The sequence below is a fragment of the Streptomyces sp. NPDC006430 genome (assembly GCF_040612395.1).
Lineage (GTDB): Bacteria > Actinomycetota > Actinomycetes > Streptomycetales > Streptomycetaceae > Streptomyces.
The window spans coordinates 1-18,977 of sequence record NZ_JBEXQA010000016.1; the positions used below are offsets into that span (position 1 = coordinate 1).

An 18,977-nucleotide genomic window follows, 5' to 3' on the forward strand; every position below is an offset into this window, starting at 1 on the left:
ACGCCCGGTTACATTCCGAACCCGGAAGCTAAGCCTTTCAGCGCCGATGGTACTGCAGGGGGGACCCTGTGGGAGAGTAGGACGCCGCCGAACAACCCGCCCTTTTAGCTCAGTCGGTAGAGCGTCTCCATGGTAAGGAGAAGGTCAACGGTTCGATTCCGTTAAAGGGCTCCAACGAAAAGGCCCCCGCCACATGGCGGGGGCCTTTTTGCGTTTTGCCCGTGTGGTGGCCGCGGCTAGGGGCCAAGCCACAGGCCCGGTCGAGCAAGCGGCCGGGCCGGTCAGTCGCCAGTGCGCTGGCCCGGGACGCGGAAGGCCAGGATGGCCATGTCATCGGAAGCGGGTTCGGCCGCGAAGCGTTCCACCGCGCGTAGGACGCGGGCGGCGACTGCGCCGGCCGTGAGGCCGGTGCAGGTGGTCAGCACCTCCGCGAGGCCGTCGTCTCCCAGCATGCGCGAGCCCTCGCGGCGTTCCGTCACACCATCGGTGACGCACAGCAGCACGTCGCCCGGATCCAGGGTGAGGGTCTGCTCGTAGAGGTCGAGGTCATCGATCACGCCGAGCAGCGGCTGCGGGTCCGCGGCCGGGGTCACCCGGCCGTCCGGACGCAGCCGGAGCGGGAGCGGGTGGCCCGCGCACACCACCTTCATCAGGGCGCCGCCGTCCGGCTGGGGGTGGAGCTCGCCGTAGAGGAGGGTGAGGAAGCGGCTGCGGGCGCCCTCGTCGAGGATGGCCGCGTTCAGCCGCTCCAGGACCGCCGGGCCGCCGAGGCCCTCGCGGGCCAGCAGGCGCAGGGCGTGCCGTGCCAGGCCCGTGACGGCCGCCGCCTCGGGGCCCGTGCCGCAGACGTCGCCGATGGCGAAGCCGTACGCACCGTCGCGGATCGGGAAGACGTCGTAGAAGTCGCCGCCCACCTCGTTGCCTTCGCCGGCCGCACGGTAGATGACCTCGACCTCCATGCCGGGGATGGCCGGAGAGCCGGGCGGGAGCAGGCTGCGCTGGAGGGAGCGGCTGATGGCGGTGCGCTCGGAATAGAGGCGGGCGTTGTCGAGGGCGAGGGCGGCCCGTCGCGAGAGGTCCTCGGCCAGTTCGAGGATCTCCTGCCGGAAGTGCTCCTCGGACGGCTTCCCCAAAGTGAGCATGCCGATCACGCGGTTGCGCGCCAGCAGCGGCAGGACCACGGTCTCGCCGCCGACCGCCGTGGTCGTCGCCGGCCAGGGGCGGGCACCGGCCTCGCGGACCGGTTCGGGCGGGCTGACGTGGGAGAGCAGGTCCTTGAGGCCGTCGATGCGTTCCTCGTCCTCGTGCAGGACGTACGAGAGGTACGGATCGGAGGACTGGTCGGCGATCGTGTAGACGGCGCACCAGGTGGCAAGCGTCGGGACGGTCATCTGGGCCACGAGGGCCAGGGTCTGGTCCCGGTCCAGGGTGCCGGCGAGCAGGTCGGAGGCCTCGACGAGGAAGGACAGGGAGCCGCGGCGCAGGCGTTCCAGCTCGCCGAGGCGGGCGGATTCCACGGCGAGGGCGATGCGGTCGGCGGCGAACTGGAGGCGCAGGGCCTCCGCGTTGGAATAGCGGCCCGGGCTCTCGGCGGCGACGCCGAGGGACCCGGTGAGCCTGCCTTCGACCTTGAGCGGGACGGTGATCACGGAGCGCATGCCGGTGGCCTCCAGGAGCGGCACGGCTCCGGGGACTGCGGCGAGGTCGTCGTGGACGGCGGGCATGCGGGCGGAACCGTACCGGTTGGTGCCGGCCTCGACGGGGACGCGGGCGAAGCGCTGGCGGGTGGAGGGGAGTCCGGTCGTGGCGCGGACCTCCAGCTCCGTCTCGTCGTCGGTGGCCAGCAGCAAGAAGGCGGAGTCGGCGTCGAGCATGTCGCGGGCGCGTTCGACGGTGCGCTGCAGGAGGCCGTCGAGGTCGTCGGGAGCGGGGGAACCGATGAAGACCTCGAAGGGGTCCGCCGGGCGGGGCTCGGTGAGCTGGAGGGCGTCGGAGGGAGCTACCCGTACGGGTGTCTGGAGCAGGGCGCGCTCGTCGTCGTGGACCAGCAGGCAGACGATGGAAGGCTCCCCGTGGGCGTCACGGACCCGCAGGTGGGATGCGTAGACGGGGATGACGCGGCCGTCGGCTCCGCGGATGCCGTAGCTGCCCTCCCAGCGGGACAGGCGCAGGGCCTCCGCGATGCCGGTGCCGGTACCCGGGGTCTGGGGCCAAGCGGCGAGTTCGGCGAGCGGGCGGCCGACCACCTTCTCGGCGGAGTACCCGAAGACGTGCTCGGCGTCGTCGTTCCAGGCGGAGACGCAGTCGGCGGCATCGACCTGCAGCACGGCCACGCGGACCCGGCTGTCGGTGAGGGGGAGGAGGCGATCGGGGACGATCGGGCCGGCGGAGCGGGTACCGACCGGCCGGTCCGGCAGGTCGAGCCGGAACCACACGTGCTTGTGCGTGCTGGTGTACTCCACTCCCCAACGAGTGGCGAGGGCGGCGCAGAGCATCAGCCCGCGACCGCTCTCCCGGTCGGGGTCGGCGTACGGGCGCTCGCCGGGGTGCTGGAGCGGGAGCTCGCGTTCGGGGTACCGGTCGGCGATCTCGACCCGTACCCCGTCCTCGGTGCGCAGGCACAGGACCTCGGCGCGCGTGCCGGCGTGGACCACGGCGTTGGTGACGAGCTCGCTGGTGAGGACCACCGCGTCATCGACGATGTCCGCGAAGCCCCAGCCTTGCAGGGTGTCGCGGACGAACGCACGGGCAGCGGCGACCGAGCGCCCGAGGGGGTCGAAGCTGGCAGCCGCCCGAGCCGTGATCACGAGTCTCCTTCGACGCGGTTGGACATCGGGTGCCAGGTTACTTACCTTCGCGGTCGGCTTGGCGCCGTCGTCCGGGATTCCACCCCCAGGGTGCGGCCGGTGTGCGATGGTGCCGAAGTGTTATGGCCGGGTTCGGCCGGGGTGAAACACTGGGCAGGATGGAACAGCCGGGCGTTTGATTCGCCGGGTCTCGGTGGAACAGTGGTCGACCCTTTCGGGAGGGACACGGTGGAGTCTGGCGCGGCGGTGCGGCGTACGGGAACGCGCCCCAAGGGGGGACGGTCCCGGCGGAGCGGTACGACGGAAGTCGATACCGCCGCTCTGAACCGGCTGCTCACGGCCCTGGTGTCGATGCGAGACGGGAATTTCCGCAAGCGGCTGACAGTGTCCGGCGACGGCGTGATGGCGGAGATCGCTGCCGTCTACAACGAGGTCGCCGACCGCAATCTCCACCTGACCGGAGAGCTCTCCCGGGTGCGGCGGATGGTGGGCCGCGAGGGCAAGCTGAGCGAACGGCTGGAAACGGGTGCCTGTGAGGGTTCCTGGGCAGCCGCGATCGACGCCTCGAACCAGTTGGTGGACGATCTCGCCCGGCCCGTGTCCGAAGTGGGACGGGTGCTGTCGGCGGTCGCCGAGGGCGACCTGGACCAGCGCATGGACTTGCGGACGCAGACGGCGGACGGGGCCGGGCATCCGCTGCGCGGAGAGTTCCTGAAGGTCGGGCGCACGGTCAACAACCTGGTCGACCAGCTGTCCGCGTTCACCGACGAGGTGACGCGCGTGGCGCTGGAGGTGGGTACCGAAGGCAAGCTCGGCGGCCAGGCCCAGGTGCGTGGAATGTCGGGTTCTTGGAAGGATCTGACCGACTCCGTCAACACGATGGCGTACCGGCTCACCGCTCAGGTGCGTGATATCGCCCTCGTGACGACGGCGGTCGCGAAGGGCGATCTGTCGCGCAAGGTCACGGTGCACGTGGCCGGCGAGATGCTCCAGCTGAAGAACACCGTGAACACGATGGTGGACCAGCTGTCGTCGTTCTCCTCCGAGGTGACACGGGTCGCCCGCGAGGTGGGTACGGAGGGCGAGCTGGGTGGCCAGGCGAAGGTGCCCGGCGTCGCAGGCGTGTGGAAGGACCTAACCGACTCCGTCAACACGATGGCGGGCAACCTGACGGCCCAGGTCCGCGGGATCGCGCAGGTCACGACGGCGGTGGCGAACGGCGACCTGTCGCAGAAGGTCCGGGTCAGCGCGCGCGGTGAAGTGGCGCAGCTGGCCGAAACGATCAATCAGATGACGGAGACGCTGCGGACCTTCGCGGACGAGGTCACCCGGGTGGCCAGCGAGGTCGGGGCGAAGGGTCTGCTCGGCGGCCAGGCGCAGGTGCCGGGGGCCGCGGGTACGTGGAAGGACCTCACCGACTCGGTGAACACGGTCTTCCGCAACCTCACCACGCAGGTGCGGGACATCGCGCAGGTGACCACCGCCGTGGCCAACGGCGACCTGTCGCAGAAGGTCACGGTCGATGTGGCCGGCGAGATGCTGGAGCTGAAGAACACCGTCAACACGATGGTGGACCAACTCCAGTCCTTCGGTGCGGAAGTGACGCGCGTGGCCCGCGAGGTCGGCGTTGAGGGTGAGCTCGGTGGTCAGGCCCAGGTGCCGGGGGCGGCGGGGACCTGGAAGGACCTCACCGACTCGGTGAACACCGCCTTCCGCAACCTCACCGGCCAGGTCCGCAACATCGCGCAGGTGACGACGGCGGTCGCCAACGGTGACCTGTCGCAGAAGGTCACCGTGGACGTCTCCGGTGAGATGCTCCAGCTGAAGAACACCGTGAACACGATGGTCGACCAGCTGTCGAGCTTCGCCGACCAGGTCACGAGGATGGCCCGGGACGTGGGCACCGAAGGCCGCCTCGGCGGGCAGGCGAGGGTGGAGGGGGTGTCCGGCACGTGGAAGGAGCTCACCGACTCCGTCAACTTCATGGCCGGCAACCTGACGTCCCAGGTGCGCCAGATCGCCCAGGTGACCACCGCGGTGGCGCGCGGCGACCTGTCGCAGAAGATCGACGTGGACGCGCGCGGCGAGATCCTGGAGCTGAAGAACACCATCAACACGATGGTCGACCAGCTCTCGGCCTTCGCGGAGCAGGTCACCCGGGTGGCCCGGGACGTGGGTACGGAGGGCCGGCTCGGCGGTCAGGCGCAGGTGCCAGGGGTGGCCGGCGTGTGGCGTGACCTGACGGACTCGGTGAACGGCATGGCCGGGAACCTGACCTCGCAGGTGCGCAACATCGCGCAGGTCGCGACGGCGGTGGCGCGCGGCGACCTGTCGCAGAAGATCGACGTGGACGCGCGCGGCGAGATCCTGGAGCTGAAGAACACCCTCAACACGATGGTCGACCAGCTCTCGAACTTCGCGGAGCAGGTCACCCGGGTGGCCCGCGAGGTGGGTACGGAGGGCATCCTGGGCGGTCAGGCGGAGGTGAAGGGGGTCTCCGGGACCTGGAAGGACCTCACGCAGTCCGTCAACTTCATGGCGAACAACCTGACGTCGCAGGTGCGCAACATCGCCGAGGTGACGACGGCGGTCGCGATGGGTGATCTCTCCAAGAAGATCACCGTGGACGCCAAGGGCGAGATCCTCGAACTGGTCACGACCGTGAACACGATGGTGGACCAGCTGTCGTCGTTCGCGGAGCAGGTGACGCGGGTCGCGCGCGAAGTGGGTACCGAAGGCATCCTGGGCGGCCAGGCCCGGGTGCGCGGGGTCACCGGCATCTGGAAGGACCTGAGCGACAACGTCAACACCATGGCCGGCAACCTGACGGCCCAGGTGCGCGGGATCGCCCAAGTCTCGGCGGCGGTTGCCAACGGCGACCTGACGAAGAAGGTGACGGTCGAGGCGCGCGGCGAGGTCGCGCAGCTCGCCGACACGGTCAACACGATGGTGAAGACCCTGTCCTCGTTCGCGGACGAGGTCACGCGCGTGGCCCGGGAGGTGGGTACGGAGGGCCGGCTCGGCGGTCAGGCGCACGTGCCGGGGGTCTCCGGAACGTGGAAGGACCTCACCGATTCGGTGAACTTCATGGCCTCCAACCTCACCGGTCAGGTGCGGCAGATCGCCATGGTCACGACCGCCATCGCCAAGGGCGATATGACCAAGAAGATCGACATCGACGCCCGTGGCGAGATCCTGGAGCTGAAGACCACCATCAACACGATGGTCGACCAGCTGTCCTCGTTCGCCGATCAGGTGACCCGGGTGGCCCGCGAGGTGGGCACCGAGGGCATCCTGGGCGGTCAGGCCCGGGTCCGGGACGTCGACGGCACGTGGCGCGACCTCACGGAGTCCGTGAACGAGATGGCCGGGAACCTGACCCGGCAGGTGCGCGCGATCGCGGCCGTGGCCACCGCGGTGACCCGCGGCGACCTCAACCTGAAGATCGACGTGGACGCGGCGGGAGAGATCCAGGTCCTCCAGGACAACATCAACACGATGATCGCGAACCTGCGCGACACCACCTTGGCCAACAAGGAGCAGGACTGGCTCAAGGGCAACCTCGCCCGGATCTCCGCGCTGATGCAGGGCCGCCGCGAGCTGGACGACGTGGCCTCGCTCATCATGAGCGAGTTGACCCCGGTGGTTTCGGCGCAGCACGGGGCGTTCTTCCTGGCTCTGCCGACCGGTGGCACCACCGAGATCGGTACCGAGGGCGGCCCCGACGGCTCGTACGAGCTGCGGATGCGCGGGAGTTACGCGTACGCGGGCGGTCAGATGCCCACGTCCTTCCGGCCGGGGGAGGGGCTGATCGGGACCGTCGCCGAGGAGAAGCGGACGATCCTCGTCGAGAACACCCCGCCCGGCTACCTGAAGATCTCTTCGGGGCTCGGGGAGGCGCCGCCGGCGCACGTGATCGTGCTGCCGGTGCTGTTCGAGGGGAAGGTGCTCGGCGTCATCGAGCTGGCCTCCTTCCAGCCCTTCACGCAGATCCAGAAGGACTTCCTGAGTCAGATCGCCGAGATGATCGGTACGAGCGTCAACACGATCAGCGTCAACTCCAAGACGGAGATGCTGCTCAAGCAGTCGCAGGAGATGACCGAGCAACTGCGGGAGCGCTCCGACGAGTTGGAGAACCGGCAGAAGGCGCTCCAGGCCGCCAACGCGGAGCTGGAGGAGAAGGCGGAGCTGCTGGCCCAGCAGAACCGGGACATCGAGGTGAAGAACACCGAGATCGAGGAGGCCCGGCAGGTCCTGGAGGAGCGTGCCGAGCAGTTGGCGGTCTCGATGCGCTACAAGTCCGAGTTCCTGGCGAACATGTCGCACGAGTTGCGCACCCCGCTCAACTCGCTGCTGATCCTGGCCAAGCTGCTTGCGGACAACGCGGACGAGAACCTGTCGCCCAAGCAGGTGGAGTTCGCCGAGACCATCCACGGGGCTGGCTCGGACCTGCTGCAGCTGATCAACGACATCCTCGACCTGTCGAAGGTCGAGGCCGGGAAGATGGACGTGTCGCCGACCCGGATCGCGCTGGTTCAGCTCGTGGACTACGTGGAGGCCACCTTCCGGCCGCTGACCGCGGAGAAGGGCCTGGACTTCTCGGTGCGGGTTTCCCCGGAGCTGCCGGCAACTCTGCACACGGACGAGCAGCGGCTGCTCCAGGTGCTGCGCAACCTGCTCTCGAACGCGGTGAAGTTCACCGACACCGGTGCGGTGGAGCTGGTGATCAGGCCTGCCGGGTCGGACGTTCCGGCGGCGATCCGGGAGCAGTTGTTGGAGGCCGGTTCGTTGCGGGAGGCTGACGGGGACCTGATCGCCTTCTCGGTGACGGACACCGGGATCGGGATCGCGGCGAGCAAGATGCTGGTGATCTTCGAGGCGTTCAAGCAGGCAGACGGGACCACCAGCAGGAAGTACGGCGGCACGGGTCTCGGGTTGTCCATCAGCCGGGAGATCGCCCGGCTGCTGGGCGGGGAGATCCACGCGGCGAGCGAGCCGGGCCGCGGGTCCACCTTCACCCTGTACCTGCCGCTGCACCCGAGCGAGCTGCCGCCGCAGGGGTACGCGCCGCCGACGCCCGGCGGCGGGCGCGGGGAGGCGTACCGCAGGCAGGTCGACGGGGCGCGGACCGAGCTGCCGGCCGCCCCGGTTTCCGCACCGCCCGTGCAGCCGCAGCAGGCGCGGCCCGCGTTGCCGGCGGCCGAGCCGGTCGGGCAGGGGCAGGGCGGCGCCGCGCTCTTCAGGCGGCGGCGCAAGGCGCTGAGCGACCTGGAGCCGCGTACGGCGGTGCCGGGGCAGCCGAACGCGCAGGGACCCGGGGACGCGTGGGGCAGTCCCGAGGAGGAGTTGCCGGTGGTGCCCCGGACCTACGACTTCCACGGCGAGAAGGTCCTCATCGTGGACGACGACGTGCGCAACGTCTTCGCGCTGACCAGCGTGCTGGAGCAGCACGGGCTGACCGTGCTGTACGCGGAGAACGGTCGGGAGGGCATCGAAGTCCTGGAGCAGCACGACGATGTGACGGTCGTACTGATGGACATCATGATGCCCGAGATGGACGGCTATGCGACGACGTCGGCGATCCGGCGGATGCCGCAGTTCGCCGGGCTGCCGATCATCGCCCTGACGGCGAAGGCGATGAAGGGGGACCGGGAGAAGGCCATCGACTCCGGTGCTTCCGACTATGTCACCAAGCCGGTGGACCCGGACTACCTGCTGTCGGTGATGGAGCAATGGATGCGAGGAAAGTGATCGAACGGTGAGCGCTCCGGTACCAATTGCTGACTGACTGTGGCGAAAACGGTGTGGAAGGGCGGTAGACGGGGAACCTTCTGCTCCCCCACACCGTTTCTGCTTCGTTCACAGTGACATCCTGGTGACAGGGTGTGGCGATCTCGGGACTGGGGCTACGATGACCGGCACAAGGACGGACGGCGCAAGGATGCCGTCCTCTGGGGCGGGGCCCGGCGTACAGGCCGGTGCCAGGAGCCGGGGAGGCCCCATGCCGGGGCGAGGAGGACAGGGCATGGTGCAGAAGGCCAAGATCCTCCTGGTCGACGACCGGCCGGAGAATCTGCTGGCGCTGGAGGCCATCCTCTCCGCGCTCGATCAGACACTGGTCCGGGCGTCGTCGGGGGAGGAAGCGCTCAAGGCGCTGCTCACGGACGATTTCGCGGTCATCCTGCTGGACGTGCAGATGCCCGGGATGGATGGATTCGAGACGGCCGCGCACATCAAACGGCGGGAGCGGACCCGGGACATCCCGATCATCTTCCTCACCGCGATCAACCACGGGCCGCACCACACGTTCCGCGGTTACGCAGCGGGCGCGGTGGACTACATCTCCAAGCCCTTCGATCCGTGGGTGCTGCGGGCCAAGGTCTCGGTTTTCGTGGAGCTGTACACGAAGAACTGCCAACTGCGCGAACAGGCGGCGCTGCTCAGGCTCCAACTGGAGGGCGGTGGCTCCAGCGGCGACAGCAGCAAGGAGACGGCCGGCCTGCTGGCCGAGCTCTCCGCGCGGCTCGCTGCGGTCGAGGAGCAGGCCGAGGCGCTGACCAAGCAGCTCGGCGAGGAGTCGGCCGATGCGGCGGTCGTGGCGACCGCGGCCCATCTGGAGCGCAAGCTCACCGGACTGCGGCGGGCGCTCGACGCGCTGGAGCCCGGAACCGGCGGTGGGACTCCGGTCCTACCCGCTCAAAACTGAGCTCCGCCCGGTCCGCCGCCCTGCGGACCGGACCGGACCGTCCCGGTCTGTGCCCGGTGGACGTCAAGTCTGGCGGTGCGTCAAAGAACTGATGCGGGTGGCGACACGAACGGGTGAAGGGGTGGGCACGCGCGTCCGACGGCGTGCGCACCGGTAATCTCGGGCCCATGGCCTCACGTACGTCCGGCAAGGGTTCCCCGAGCACCGCGGGCACCGCGAAGGGCCGCACCGGCCGTACGGCGGCGAAGAAGGCGGCTCCCGCGCGGGGGCCTGCCGCGAAGAAGGCCGCGGCGGGCCGGCGCCCCACGGTCAAGAAGGCGGCGCCCAAGCCCGCCCCGTCCCCGACAGGGGGCGTGGTGCGGTTGGTGCGGGCCGTCTGGCTGGGCTGCGCGCACGCGGTCGGCGCGGTCTTCCGCGGGGTCGGCCAGGGGGCCAAGAACCTCGACCCGGCCCACCGCAAGGACGGCATCGCACTGCTGTTGCTCGCCCTCGCGCTGATCGTCGCCGCCGGTACCTGGTCGAACCTGAGCGGCCCGGTGGGGGATCTGGTCACCATGCTGGTCACCGGGGCCTTCGGACGACTGGATCTGCTCGTTCCGATCCTCCTCGGTGTGATGGCGGTACGTTTCATCCGCCACCCCGAGCAGCCCGACGCCAACGGCCGGATCGGCGTGGGCCTCTCCGCGCTCGCCATCGGGGTGCTGGGCCTCGTGCACATCGCCTGCGGGGCGCCCGGCCGGGACGACGGCACCACCGCCATGCAGAACGCGGGCGGGCTGATCGGCTGGGCCGCCTCCAAGCCGCTGATCTTCACGATGGGCGCGCCGCTGGCCGTGCCGATGTTGGTCCTGCTCACGATCTTCGGACTGCTCGTGGTCACCGCCACCCCGGTGAACGCGATCCCGCAGCGGCTCCGGCGGCTCGGCATCCGGCTCGGGATCATCGCGCCGAACGAGTACGACGAGGAGTTCGGCGAGGCCGGCGCCGCCGACCGGCACGACGCCGAGCAGTGGCGGGCCCGCTCCGGGGCGGCGTCCAAGTCCGCCGGACCTGCCGATCCCGTCGACGCCGCCGAGGAGCAGGCGCTCGCCCGGCGGCGCAGCCCGCGGCGGAGCCAGGCCCGGCCCGCCATGGACCGCCAGATGGACGCCGTCGACGTGGCCGCGGCGGCCGCCGCGGCGCTGGACGGCGTGGTGCTCGGTGGAATGCCGCCCTCCCCACTGGTCGCGGACCTCACCCACGGCATCTCCGTCGATCACGATCACGATCGGGTGGATGCGGACGTGGAGGTGACCGCTCCCGTACCGCCCGCCCGTGAGGAGCGGACCCGGCCCGCCGCCCCGGGTCCGGCCGATCCGCCGCACGCCACCACCGCCGCGGCCTCCGGGACCTTGTCGGTGCCGGACCTCACCAAGGCGCCGCGGCCGCCCCAGCCGCTGCCGCCCCGCGCCGAGCAGCTCCAGCTGCGCGGGGACATCACGTACGCCCTGCCCTCGCTGGACCTGCTGGAGCGCGGGGGGCCGGGCAAGACCCGCAGCGCCGCGAACGACGCGGTCGTCGCCTCGCTGACGAACGTCTTCACCGAGTTCAAGGTCGATGCGCAGGTCACCGGATTCACCCGGGGTCCGACGGTCACCCGCTACGAGGTGACGCTCGGCGCTGCCGTGAAGGTCGAGCGGATCACGGCGCTGGCGAAGAACATCGCGTACGCCGTGGCCTCCCCGGACGTGCGGATCATCAGTCCGATCCCGGGCAAGTCGGCGGTCGGCATCGAGATCCCGAACACGGACCGCGAGATGGTCAACCTGGGTGACGTCTTGCGCCTCGCGGACGCGGCCGAGGACGACCACCCGATGCTGGTGGCGCTCGGCAAGGACGTCGAGGGCGGCTACGTCATGGCCAACCTCGCGAAGATGCCGCACGTGCTGGTCGCCGGCGCCACCGGTTCCGGAAAGTCCTCCTGCATCAACTGCCTGATCACCTCGGTCATGGTCAGGGCCACTCCGGAAGACGTCCGGATGGTGCTGGTGGACCCCAAGCGGGTGGAGCTGACGGCGTACGAGGGCATCCCGCACCTGATCACGCCGATCATCACCAACCCCAAGCGGGCCGCCGAGGCGCTCCAGTGGGTCGTGCGCGAGATGGACCTGCGCTACGACGACCTGGCCGCCTTCGGGTACCGGCACATCGACGACTTCAACCAGGCCATCCGGGACGGCAAGATCCAGCTGCCGCCGGGCAGCGAGCGGGAGCTCACCCCGTACCCGTACCTGCTCGTGATCGTCGACGAGCTCGCCGACCTGATGATGGTGGCCCCGCGGGACGTGGAGGACTCCATCGTCCGCATCACCCAGCTGGCCCGCGCGGCCGGCATCCACCTGGTGCTCGCCACGCAGCGGCCCTCGGTGGACGTGGTGACCGGCCTCATCAAGGCGAACGTGCCCTCGCGGCTGGCCTTCGCCACCTCCTCGCTCGCCGACAGCCGGGTCATCCTCGACCAGCCCGGCGCCGAGAAACTCATCGGCAAGGGCGACGGGCTGTTCCTGCCGATGGGCGCGAACAAGCCGGTCCGGCTCCAGGGTGCCTTCGTCACCGAGGAAGAGGTCGGCAAGGTCGTCCAGCACTGCAAGGACCAGATGACGCCCGTCTTCCGGGACGACGTCACGGTCGGGCAGAAGCAGACCAAGGAGATCGACGAGGAGATCGGCGACGACCTGGACCTGCTGTGCCAGGCGGCCGAGCTGGTGGTCTCCACCCAGTTCGGGTCGACCTCGATGCTCCAGCGCAAGCTGCGGGTGGGCTTCGCCAAGGCCGGCCGGCTCATGGACCTGATGGAATCGCGGGGGGTCGTGGGCCCGAGCGAAGGTTCGAAGGCGCGTGACGTCCTGGTGAAGGCAGACGAGTTGGACGGCGTCCTCGCCGTGATCCGGGGGGAGGCTCACCCGTAAGGGATCGGCGGGCAACCGTTTCCCACGGGCCCGCGTCTAGTTGAGGGGGATGGCGGCCCTGCGCGCTACGCCGGTCCGCCGCACCGCCCAGGACGCCCCTCGCCATTCGGATGGCGTAGGAAGTCCACCCTCCGGTTGCTCCACCCTTTCGTCACCCCCCTAGACTGGACATCCAGCAGGTGGCTACACGCTCGAAAGGCGCCCTCGTGTCCATCGGCAACTCCAACTCCCCCGAAGAAGAGCGGCCTTCGACCGACGACCGGTCCGAGGACCGCATCATCGAACGCACCGTCGAAGGTCCGTCCATCGGGACGGCCCTGCAGCAGGCCCGGATCGCCGCCGGCCTGACCGTCGACGAGGTCAGTTCCACCACCCGCGTGCGCATCCCGATCGTGCACGCGATCGAAGCGGACGATTTCACGCGGTGCGGTGGCGACGTCTACGCCCGCGGTCACATCCGTACGCTCGCCCGCGCCGTGCAGCTCGACCCGGAACCCCTGGTCGAGGCCTACGACGCTGCTCACGGCGGCCGGCCGGCACCCACCCCCGCCGCGCCGATGTTCGACGCCGAGCGGATCCGCCCCGAGCGGCAGCGGCCCAATTGGACCGCTGCCATGGTGGCCGCCATCGTCGCCGTGATCGGCTTCGTGGGCTTCACCGCCTTCGGCGGCGGCGAGGGCAAGGAGAAGCGGCCCGTGGCGGAAGGTTCCGCCACCCCGCAGGCCGCACCCAAGCAGTCGGCCGCCCAGCCCCAGCAGACCCCGAAGGCGCCCAAGCCGGAGCCCTCGGACAGCGCCATCGCCGCAGCGCCCAAGGACCTCGTCACGGTCGTCCTGACGGCCAACGACGGCGAGAGCTGGATCTCCGCCAAGGACCACAGCGGCCGGTTGCTCTTCGACGGCACGCTGGCCGCGGGCGAGTCCAAGACCTTCACGGACAAGGAGTCCATCGACCTCGTTCTCGGTGACGCCGGGGTCGTGAAGCTCTTCGTGAACGGCAAGGAGATCAAGGACGACTTCCAGCCCGGCCAGGTGGAACGCCTCACATACACCAAGGACGATCCCCGCCAGGGACCGGCCCAGGCGGGCTGACACAGCGCTGAATACCTGATTCCGGATCCCCGGGGTGCTGCGCCGCACCCCGGGGATCTTCGTTTACCAGGACTTGGGGCGGGGGCCGGCGTTTGGACAAAGTAGTCTTGAGTCCATGCCCGAACGCCGTACCGTCGCCCTTGTCACTCTTGGCTGCGCCCGTAACGAGGTGGACTCGGAGGAGCTCGCAGGCCGCTTGGCGGCGGATGGCTGGGAGCTCGTCGAGGACGCCGCCGATGCGGACGTAGCCGTCGTCAACACCTGCGGCTTCGTCGAAGCCGCCAAGAAGGACTCCGTAGACGCCCTGCTGGAAGCCAACGATCTCAAGGATCACGGCAAGACCCAGGCCGTCGTCGCCGTCGGCTGCATGGCCGAGCGCTACGGCAAGGAGCTCGCCGAGGCCCTTCCCGAGGCCGACGGCGTGCTCGGCTTCGACGACTACGCCGACATCTCCGACCGCCTCCAGACCATCCTCAACGGCGGCATCCACGCCTCCCACACCCCCCGCGACCGGCGCAAGCTGCTGCCGATCAGCCCGGCGGCCCGCCAGGACGCCGAGGTGGCGCTGCCCGGCCACGCCCAGTCGTCGCCCGTCGAAGAGCCGGCCGAAGCCCCCGCCGACCTGCCGGACGGAGTCGCGCCCGCCTCCGGGCCGCGCGCACCGCTGCGCCGCCGCCTCGACAAGAGCCCGGTCGCCTCGGTCAAGCTGGCCTCCGGCTGCGACCGCCGCTGCTCCTTCTGCGCCATCCCGTCCTTCCGCGGCTCCTTCATCTCCCGCCGCCCCAGCGACGTGCTGGGCGAGACGCGCTGGCTCGCCGAGCAGGGCGTCAAGGAGGTCATGCTGGTCTCCGAGAACAACACCTCGTACGGCAAGGACCTCGGTGACATCCGCCTGCTGGAGACCCTGCTGCCCGAGCTGGCCGCGGTGGACGGCATCGAGCGCGTCCGCGTCAGCTACCTCCAGCCTGCCGAGATGCGCCCCGGCCTGATCGACGTACTGACCTCGACCCCCAAGGTCGTGCCCTACTTCGACCTGTCCTTCCAGCACTCGGCCCCCGACGTGCTGCGCGCCATGCGCCGCTTCGGTGACACCGACCGCTTCCTGGAGCTGCTGGACACCATCCGCACCAAGGCCCCGCAGGCCGGCGTCCGGTCCAACTTCATCGTCGGCTTCCCCGGCGAGACGGAGTCGGACTTCGCCGAGCTGGAGCGTTTCCTCACCCACGCGCGCCTCGACGCGATCGGTGTCTTCGGCTACTCCGACGAGGACGGCACCGAGGCCGTCACCTACGAGAACAAGCTGGACGAGGACACGATCGCCGAGCGGCTCGCGCACATGCAGCGACTCGCCGAGGAGCTCACTTCGCAGCGTGCGGAGGAGCGGATCGGAGAGACCCTGGAGGTACTCGTCGAGTCCGTCGAGGCGGTCGACGAGGACGGCGACGGTGCCTACGGGCGCGCCGCTCACCAGGCGCCCGAGACCGACGGCCAGGTCGTCTTCACCGACAGCACGGGCCTGGTGCCCGGTCGTATGGTGACGGCGAAGGTGGTCGGCACGCTGGGCGTGGACCTGGTGGCCGAGCCCCTGCACCTCGAGGAGGCGGCCGGATGACCGGAGTCCCGGCATCTGCGGCGGGCGGGACCGGCCGCCGGCCCGCGCCCGGCGCGAAGCTGGGGGCTGCGGCGGTCAATCAGGCCAGCCTGTGGAACATCGCCAACATCCTGACGATGATCCGGCTCGTCCTGGTGCCGGGATTCGTCCTCCTCCTCCTCGCCGACGGCGGGTACGACCCGGTCTGGCGGGCGCTGGCCTGGGCCGCGTTCGCCGTCGCCATGATCACGGACATCTTCGACGGGCACCTGGCCCGTACGTACAACCTGGTCACGGACTTCGGGAAGATCGCCGACCCCATCGCCGACAAGGCGATCATGGGGTCGGCGTTGATCTGTCTCTCCTGGCTGGGCGACCTGCCCTGGTGGGTCACCGGGGTGATCCTCGGGCGGGAACTCGGGATCACGCTGATGCGTTTCTGGGTCATCAGGTACGGAGTGATTCCCGCCAGCCGGGGCGGCAAGCTCAAGACCCTGGCCCAGGGCACGGCGGTGGGCATGTACGTGCTCGCGCTGACCGGGCCGCTGGCGACCATGCGGTTCTGGGTGATGGCGGTCGCCGTCGTGCTGACCGTGGTCACCGGTTTGGATTACATCCGCGAGGCCGTCGTGCTGCGGCGCAGGGGTCTGGCCGCGGAGCGGGCCGCAAGGTGACAGACGCGGTGGGGGAATCTCCGGCGGCCGGTGGGGCGGCTTCGGACGCCGTGCAGGCGGACGCGGGGATTCGGGACACCACCGCGATCGTCGAGGAGGTACTGCGTCTGCTCGCGGAGAGTGACCAGACGCTTGCGGTCGCCGAGTCACTGACGGGTGGGATGGTGGCGGCGGAGATCACGGCCGTCGCCGGGGCCTCCCGGTCCTTCCGCGGTTCGGTCACGGCGTACGCGACGGAGCTCAAGAACCGGCTCCTCGGGGTGGACGCCGAGCTGTTGGCGGCCGAAGGGGCGGTGAACGCACAGGTCGCGGCCGAGATGGCGGCCGGAGTGCGGCGCGCACTGGGAGCTTCGTGGGGGATCGCGACCACTGGGGTGGCGGGTCCGGACCCGCAGGACGGACAGCCCGTGGGCACCGTTTTCGTCGCCGTGGCGGGACCCGGGGGCAGGAAAACCGTCCCGCTGCGGTTGAACGGCTCCCGTGCGGAAATCCGTAGGGAGAGTGCACGGAAAGTGCTCGAACTGCTTTCGAGCGAACTCCGCGAGAATGCGCGGGGGCAGGATACGGAACAGAACGGGGGGATTTGATGTTTGCAGCCCTGAGTGAACACGACATCGCTCCCCGCACGGCCGCGGCGCGAGGCGGTACGGTGGGGCGTGAAGGATGCGGCTACACGGTCAGAGGAGGGAGCCACCGATGATTCTGCTCCGTCGCCTGCTGGGTGACGTGCTGCGTCGGCAGCGCCAGCGCCAGGGCCGTACTCTGCGCGAAGTCTCCTCGTCCGCCCGAGTTTCTCTCGGCTATCTTTCCGAGGTGGAGCGGGGGCAGAAGGAGGCATCCTCCGAGCTGCTCTCCGCGATCTGCGACGCGTTGGACGTACGGATGTCCGAGCTGATGCGCGAGGTCAGTGACGAACTGTCGCTGGCCGAGCTGGCACAGTCGGCCGCGGCAAGCGAACCGGTGACGGTGCCGGTCCGCCCGATGCTCAATTCGGTCTCCGTGACCTCGGTCGCGGGCGGCCCGGAGCGGGTGACCATCAAGGCACCTGCGGAAGCGGTGAATGTCGTAGCCGCGTGAGCTCGAATGCCCGAGCTGTGAAGATACGAGCGTGGCCGGAGCCCCGGTCGGTGCATGATGCGCCGGCCGGGGCTCCGCGCCGTTCTGGGTGCGCGGGCGGGGGCCGTACGGGAGGATGGGACGAGTCCGGATCGCGGCCCTGATCTCGGGAGGCAGCCGTGCGGCGATTACTGCGCATACATCCGGGCGTGGCCCTCACACTGGTCGTGGGCGTGCTCTGGTGGTGGGCGGTCCTGCGGCTCGCGCTGGCACCGGCGGCTTCGGGGCCCGTGGAGGGCGCGGTGGCCGTGGGCGGTTGGGGGCTCGGCCTGCTGCCGGTGCACTGCACCCCGGGACCGGTGCGCAAGACGTCGCGGGCGGCGGGCGGCGGAGCTACCAGGGCATCGACACTCCGCCGTTCGGGCGCAGGATCTGGCCCGTCATGAACGACGAGGCGTCCGAAGCGAGGTAGAGCACGGCCTGGGCGATGTCCTCGGGCTCGCCGACCCGGCGCAAGGGGGACATCCGGACCATCGTCGCCTCGGTGCGCTCTTGGACCTCGGAGCCGTGGCGGCCGGTCATGGGCGTGCGGATCCACCCCGGGGCGACGGCGTTGACGCGGATGCCGTGGGTGCCGACCTCGGTGGCGAGGGTCCTGGTGAGCTGGACGACGGCGGCCTTGGCGGCGCTGTAGCAGAGCAGACCGGGCTGGGCGGCGTCCACCGCGCCGGAGGCCATGGTGACGATCGAGCCCGGGCGGCCGGCCGCGATCATGGCCCGGGCAGCCTCCTGGCAGGTGCGCAGGACCCCCTTGAAGTTGACGTCCAGGACCCGGTCGAGATCCTCGTCGGTGGTGTCCAGGACGCTGCTGGTGTGCATGATCCCGGCGATCGCGGCCGCGATGTCGAGCGGGCCGGCGAATGCGACGGCGGCGCGCAGGGCGTCGCGGTCGGTCACGTCGAGGGGGTGGACGGTCGCGGAGCCGCCTGCTCGGAAAACCAGCTCCGCCGTCTCGGCGAGGCCCTTCTCGTCGCGGTCGGCGCAGTGCACGGCGGCTCCCGCGGCGGCGAGGAGGACGGCGGTGGCGCGGCCTATGCCGCTCGCGGCGCCGGTGATCAGGGCGGTCCGTCCGGTCAGGTCGTACGGGGCGCTGGGTGTGGGCATGTCGGGACCGTACGACCGAATCTGACGGAGCGTCAACCAGGGGACGGGCCGGATTGGCAGCGGGGGCACCAGTAGGTCGGGCGGTCGCCTTGGAGGGCCTCGCGGACCGGGGTGCCGCAGCGCAGGCAAGGGCGGTGGGCGCGCCCGTAGACGAAGAGGTTCTGGCCGGGGCGGCGACTGCCGGTGGTGCTGCGCATCCCGCGGTCGCCGGTGTTTGCGGCGAGCAGGCGGTGCGCGCCCGCGGCGAGGCGGACGGCCGTGGTCGGGGGGTCGGGGAGGGCGCCGACCGGGGTCCAGGGGGTGACTTGGGCCAGGAAGCAGAGCTCGCACTTGTAGATGTTGCCGATGCCGGCCAGGTTGCGCTGGTCGAGCAGTGCTTCGCCGAGGGGGCGCTCGGGGGAGGCCAGCAGGTTGGCGGCGGCAAGGTCCGGGTCCCAGTCGGGGCCGAGGAGGTCGGGCCCCAGATGGCCGACGACCCGCTGCTCGTCGCTGGTGCGGAGCAGTTCGACGACGGGCAGGCGGTAGCCGACGGCGGCGTGCTCGGCGGTGCCGAGGATGACGCGGATCTCGTGTGCGGGGCCGCCGTGCCACTTCTCGTGCGCAGCGAAGACGTGCCAGGCGCCGTTCATGCGGAGGTGGGTGTGCAGGGTGAGGCCGCCCTCGAAGCGGGCGAGGAGGTGTTTGCCGCGCGGGGTGACGTCGAGGGTGGTGCGGCCGGTGAGGTCGGCGGTGGCGAAGCGCGGCACGCGCAGGTCACAGCGGGTGAGCTCCTTGCCGGCCAGGGCTGTGTGGAGGCGGGCCGCCGCGCGCCAGACGCTGTCTCCTTCGGGCATGGCGCCATTGTCGCCCCGCAGCGGGAGGCGGGCCCGTCACGGCCGAAGCCCCCGCCGCGCCGTGGCGCGGTGAGGGCTTCGGTAGGGGGAAGGGGCGGAGGTGGCCG

General features: G+C 70.4%; 12 protein-coding genes, 1 tRNA gene and 1 rRNA gene. 11 read left to right on the forward strand and 3 right to left on the reverse strand.

Annotated features, from left to right (window positions below; translation table 11 throughout):
- Together rrf and ABZZ20_RS22355 are read left to right on the forward strand one after the other, a co-directional pair.
- Positions 1-93: ribosomal RNA gene (rrf, locus tag ABZZ20_RS22350) — 5S ribosomal RNA — on the forward strand; the annotation flags it as partial.
- Between the two features lie 5 nt (positions 94-98).
- A tRNA-Thr gene (locus ABZZ20_RS22355) sits at positions 99-174 on the forward strand.
- Between the two features lie 107 nt (positions 175-281).
- Here ABZZ20_RS22355 and ABZZ20_RS22360 read toward each other — a convergent pair.
- Positions 282-2,807 carry a SpoIIE family protein phosphatase gene (locus tag ABZZ20_RS22360; protein ID WP_356872152.1) on the reverse strand — a complete coding sequence of 842 codons (2,526 nt, stop codon included), beginning with the start codon at positions 2,805-2,807 and terminating at the stop codon, positions 282-284.
- Positions 2,808-3,035: 228 nt separating this feature from the next.
- On the opposite strand from ABZZ20_RS22360, the gene ABZZ20_RS22365 reads away from it, so the two are divergent.
- From ABZZ20_RS22365 to ABZZ20_RS22405, 9 genes are all read left to right on the forward strand, one after another.
- Positions 3,036-8,558: a HAMP domain-containing protein gene (locus tag ABZZ20_RS22365; protein ID WP_356872154.1), complete on the forward strand. Its 5,523-nt coding sequence runs from the start codon at positions 3,036-3,038 to the stop codon at positions 8,556-8,558.
- A 274-nt stretch (positions 8,559-8,832) separates the two neighbouring features.
- Entirely contained in the window at positions 8,833-9,513 is a 681-nt protein-coding gene (locus ABZZ20_RS22370; protein WP_356872156.1) for a response regulator, read from the forward strand.
- A gap of 167 nt (positions 9,514-9,680) precedes the next feature.
- Positions 9,681-12,461, forward strand: a complete 2,781-nt coding sequence (locus ABZZ20_RS22375) for a DNA translocase FtsK (protein ID WP_356872158.1) — start codon at positions 9,681-9,683, stop codon at positions 12,459-12,461.
- Positions 12,462-12,667: 206 nt separating this feature from the next.
- Positions 12,668-13,552, forward strand: a complete 885-nt coding sequence (locus ABZZ20_RS22380; protein ID WP_356872160.1) for a RodZ domain-containing protein — start codon at positions 12,668-12,670, stop codon at positions 13,550-13,552.
- Positions 13,553-13,667: 115 nt separating this feature from the next.
- Positions 13,668-15,164, forward strand: a complete 1,497-nt coding sequence (gene rimO / locus ABZZ20_RS22385) for a 30S ribosomal protein S12 methylthiotransferase RimO (RefSeq protein WP_356872162.1) — start codon at positions 13,668-13,670, stop codon at positions 15,162-15,164.
- The gene (gene pgsA, locus ABZZ20_RS22390; protein ID WP_356872164.1) at positions 15,161-15,817 is read left to right on the forward strand and encodes a CDP-diacylglycerol--glycerol-3-phosphate 3-phosphatidyltransferase; all 657 of its coding nucleotides are present in this window, start codon (positions 15,161-15,163) and stop codon (positions 15,815-15,817) included. The genes rimO and pgsA overlap by 4 nt, the downstream gene beginning before the upstream one ends.
- 68 nt (positions 15,818-15,885) lie before the next feature.
- The gene (locus ABZZ20_RS22395) at positions 15,886-16,404 is read left to right on the forward strand and encodes a CinA family protein (RefSeq protein WP_356872366.1); all 519 of its coding nucleotides are present in this window, start codon (positions 15,886-15,888) and stop codon (positions 16,402-16,404) included.
- 109 nt (positions 16,405-16,513) lie between these two features.
- Positions 16,514-16,894 carry a helix-turn-helix transcriptional regulator gene (locus ABZZ20_RS22400; protein ID WP_030301503.1) on the forward strand — a complete coding sequence of 127 codons (381 nt, stop codon included), beginning with the start codon at positions 16,514-16,516 and terminating at the stop codon, positions 16,892-16,894.
- Between the two features lie 158 nt (positions 16,895-17,052).
- Positions 17,053-17,319 (forward strand): hypothetical protein, encoded by a 267-nt coding sequence (locus ABZZ20_RS22405; RefSeq protein ID WP_356872166.1) that lies wholly within the window; start codon positions 17,053-17,055, stop codon positions 17,317-17,319.
- Here the strand turns inward: ABZZ20_RS22405 and ABZZ20_RS22410 are convergent.
- Positions 17,267-18,037, reverse strand: coding sequence for an SDR family NAD(P)-dependent oxidoreductase (locus ABZZ20_RS22410; RefSeq protein WP_356872168.1), 771 nt, complete (start codon positions 18,035-18,037; stop codon positions 17,267-17,269). The genes ABZZ20_RS22405 and ABZZ20_RS22410 overlap by 53 nt on opposite strands.
- Positions 18,038-18,069: 32 nt before the next feature.
- The gene (locus tag ABZZ20_RS22415) at positions 18,070-18,870 is read right to left on the reverse strand and encodes a DNA-formamidopyrimidine glycosylase family protein (RefSeq protein ID WP_356872170.1); all 801 of its coding nucleotides are present in this window, start codon (positions 18,868-18,870) and stop codon (positions 18,070-18,072) included.
- Between the last annotated feature and the right edge of the window lie 107 nt (positions 18,871-18,977).

Bases quoted from the DNA above. Each gene is read 5' to 3' on its own strand.
- ABZZ20_RS22370 (WP_356872156.1), top strand. From the start codon at position 8,833: ATGGTGCAGAAGGCCAAGATCCTCCTGGTCGACGACCGGCCGGAGAAT.
- ABZZ20_RS22375 (WP_356872158.1), top strand. From the start codon at position 9,681: ATGGCCTCACGTACGTCCGGCAAGGGTTCCCCGAGCACCGCGGGCACC.
- rimO (WP_356872162.1), top strand. From the start codon at position 13,668: ATGCCCGAACGCCGTACCGTCGCCCTTGTCACTCTTGGCTGCGCCCGT.
- pgsA (WP_356872164.1), top strand. From the start codon at position 15,161: ATGACCGGAGTCCCGGCATCTGCGGCGGGCGGGACCGGCCGCCGGCCC.
- ABZZ20_RS22400 (WP_030301503.1), top strand. From the start codon at position 16,514: ATGATTCTGCTCCGTCGCCTGCTGGGTGACGTGCTGCGTCGGCAGCGC.
- ABZZ20_RS22410 (WP_356872168.1), bottom strand. From the start codon at position 18,037: ATGCCCACACCCAGCGCCCCGTACGACCTGACCGGACGGACCGCCCTG.
- ABZZ20_RS22415 (WP_356872170.1), bottom strand. From the start codon at position 18,870: ATGCCCGAAGGAGACAGCGTCTGGCGCGCGGCGGCCCGCCTCCACACA.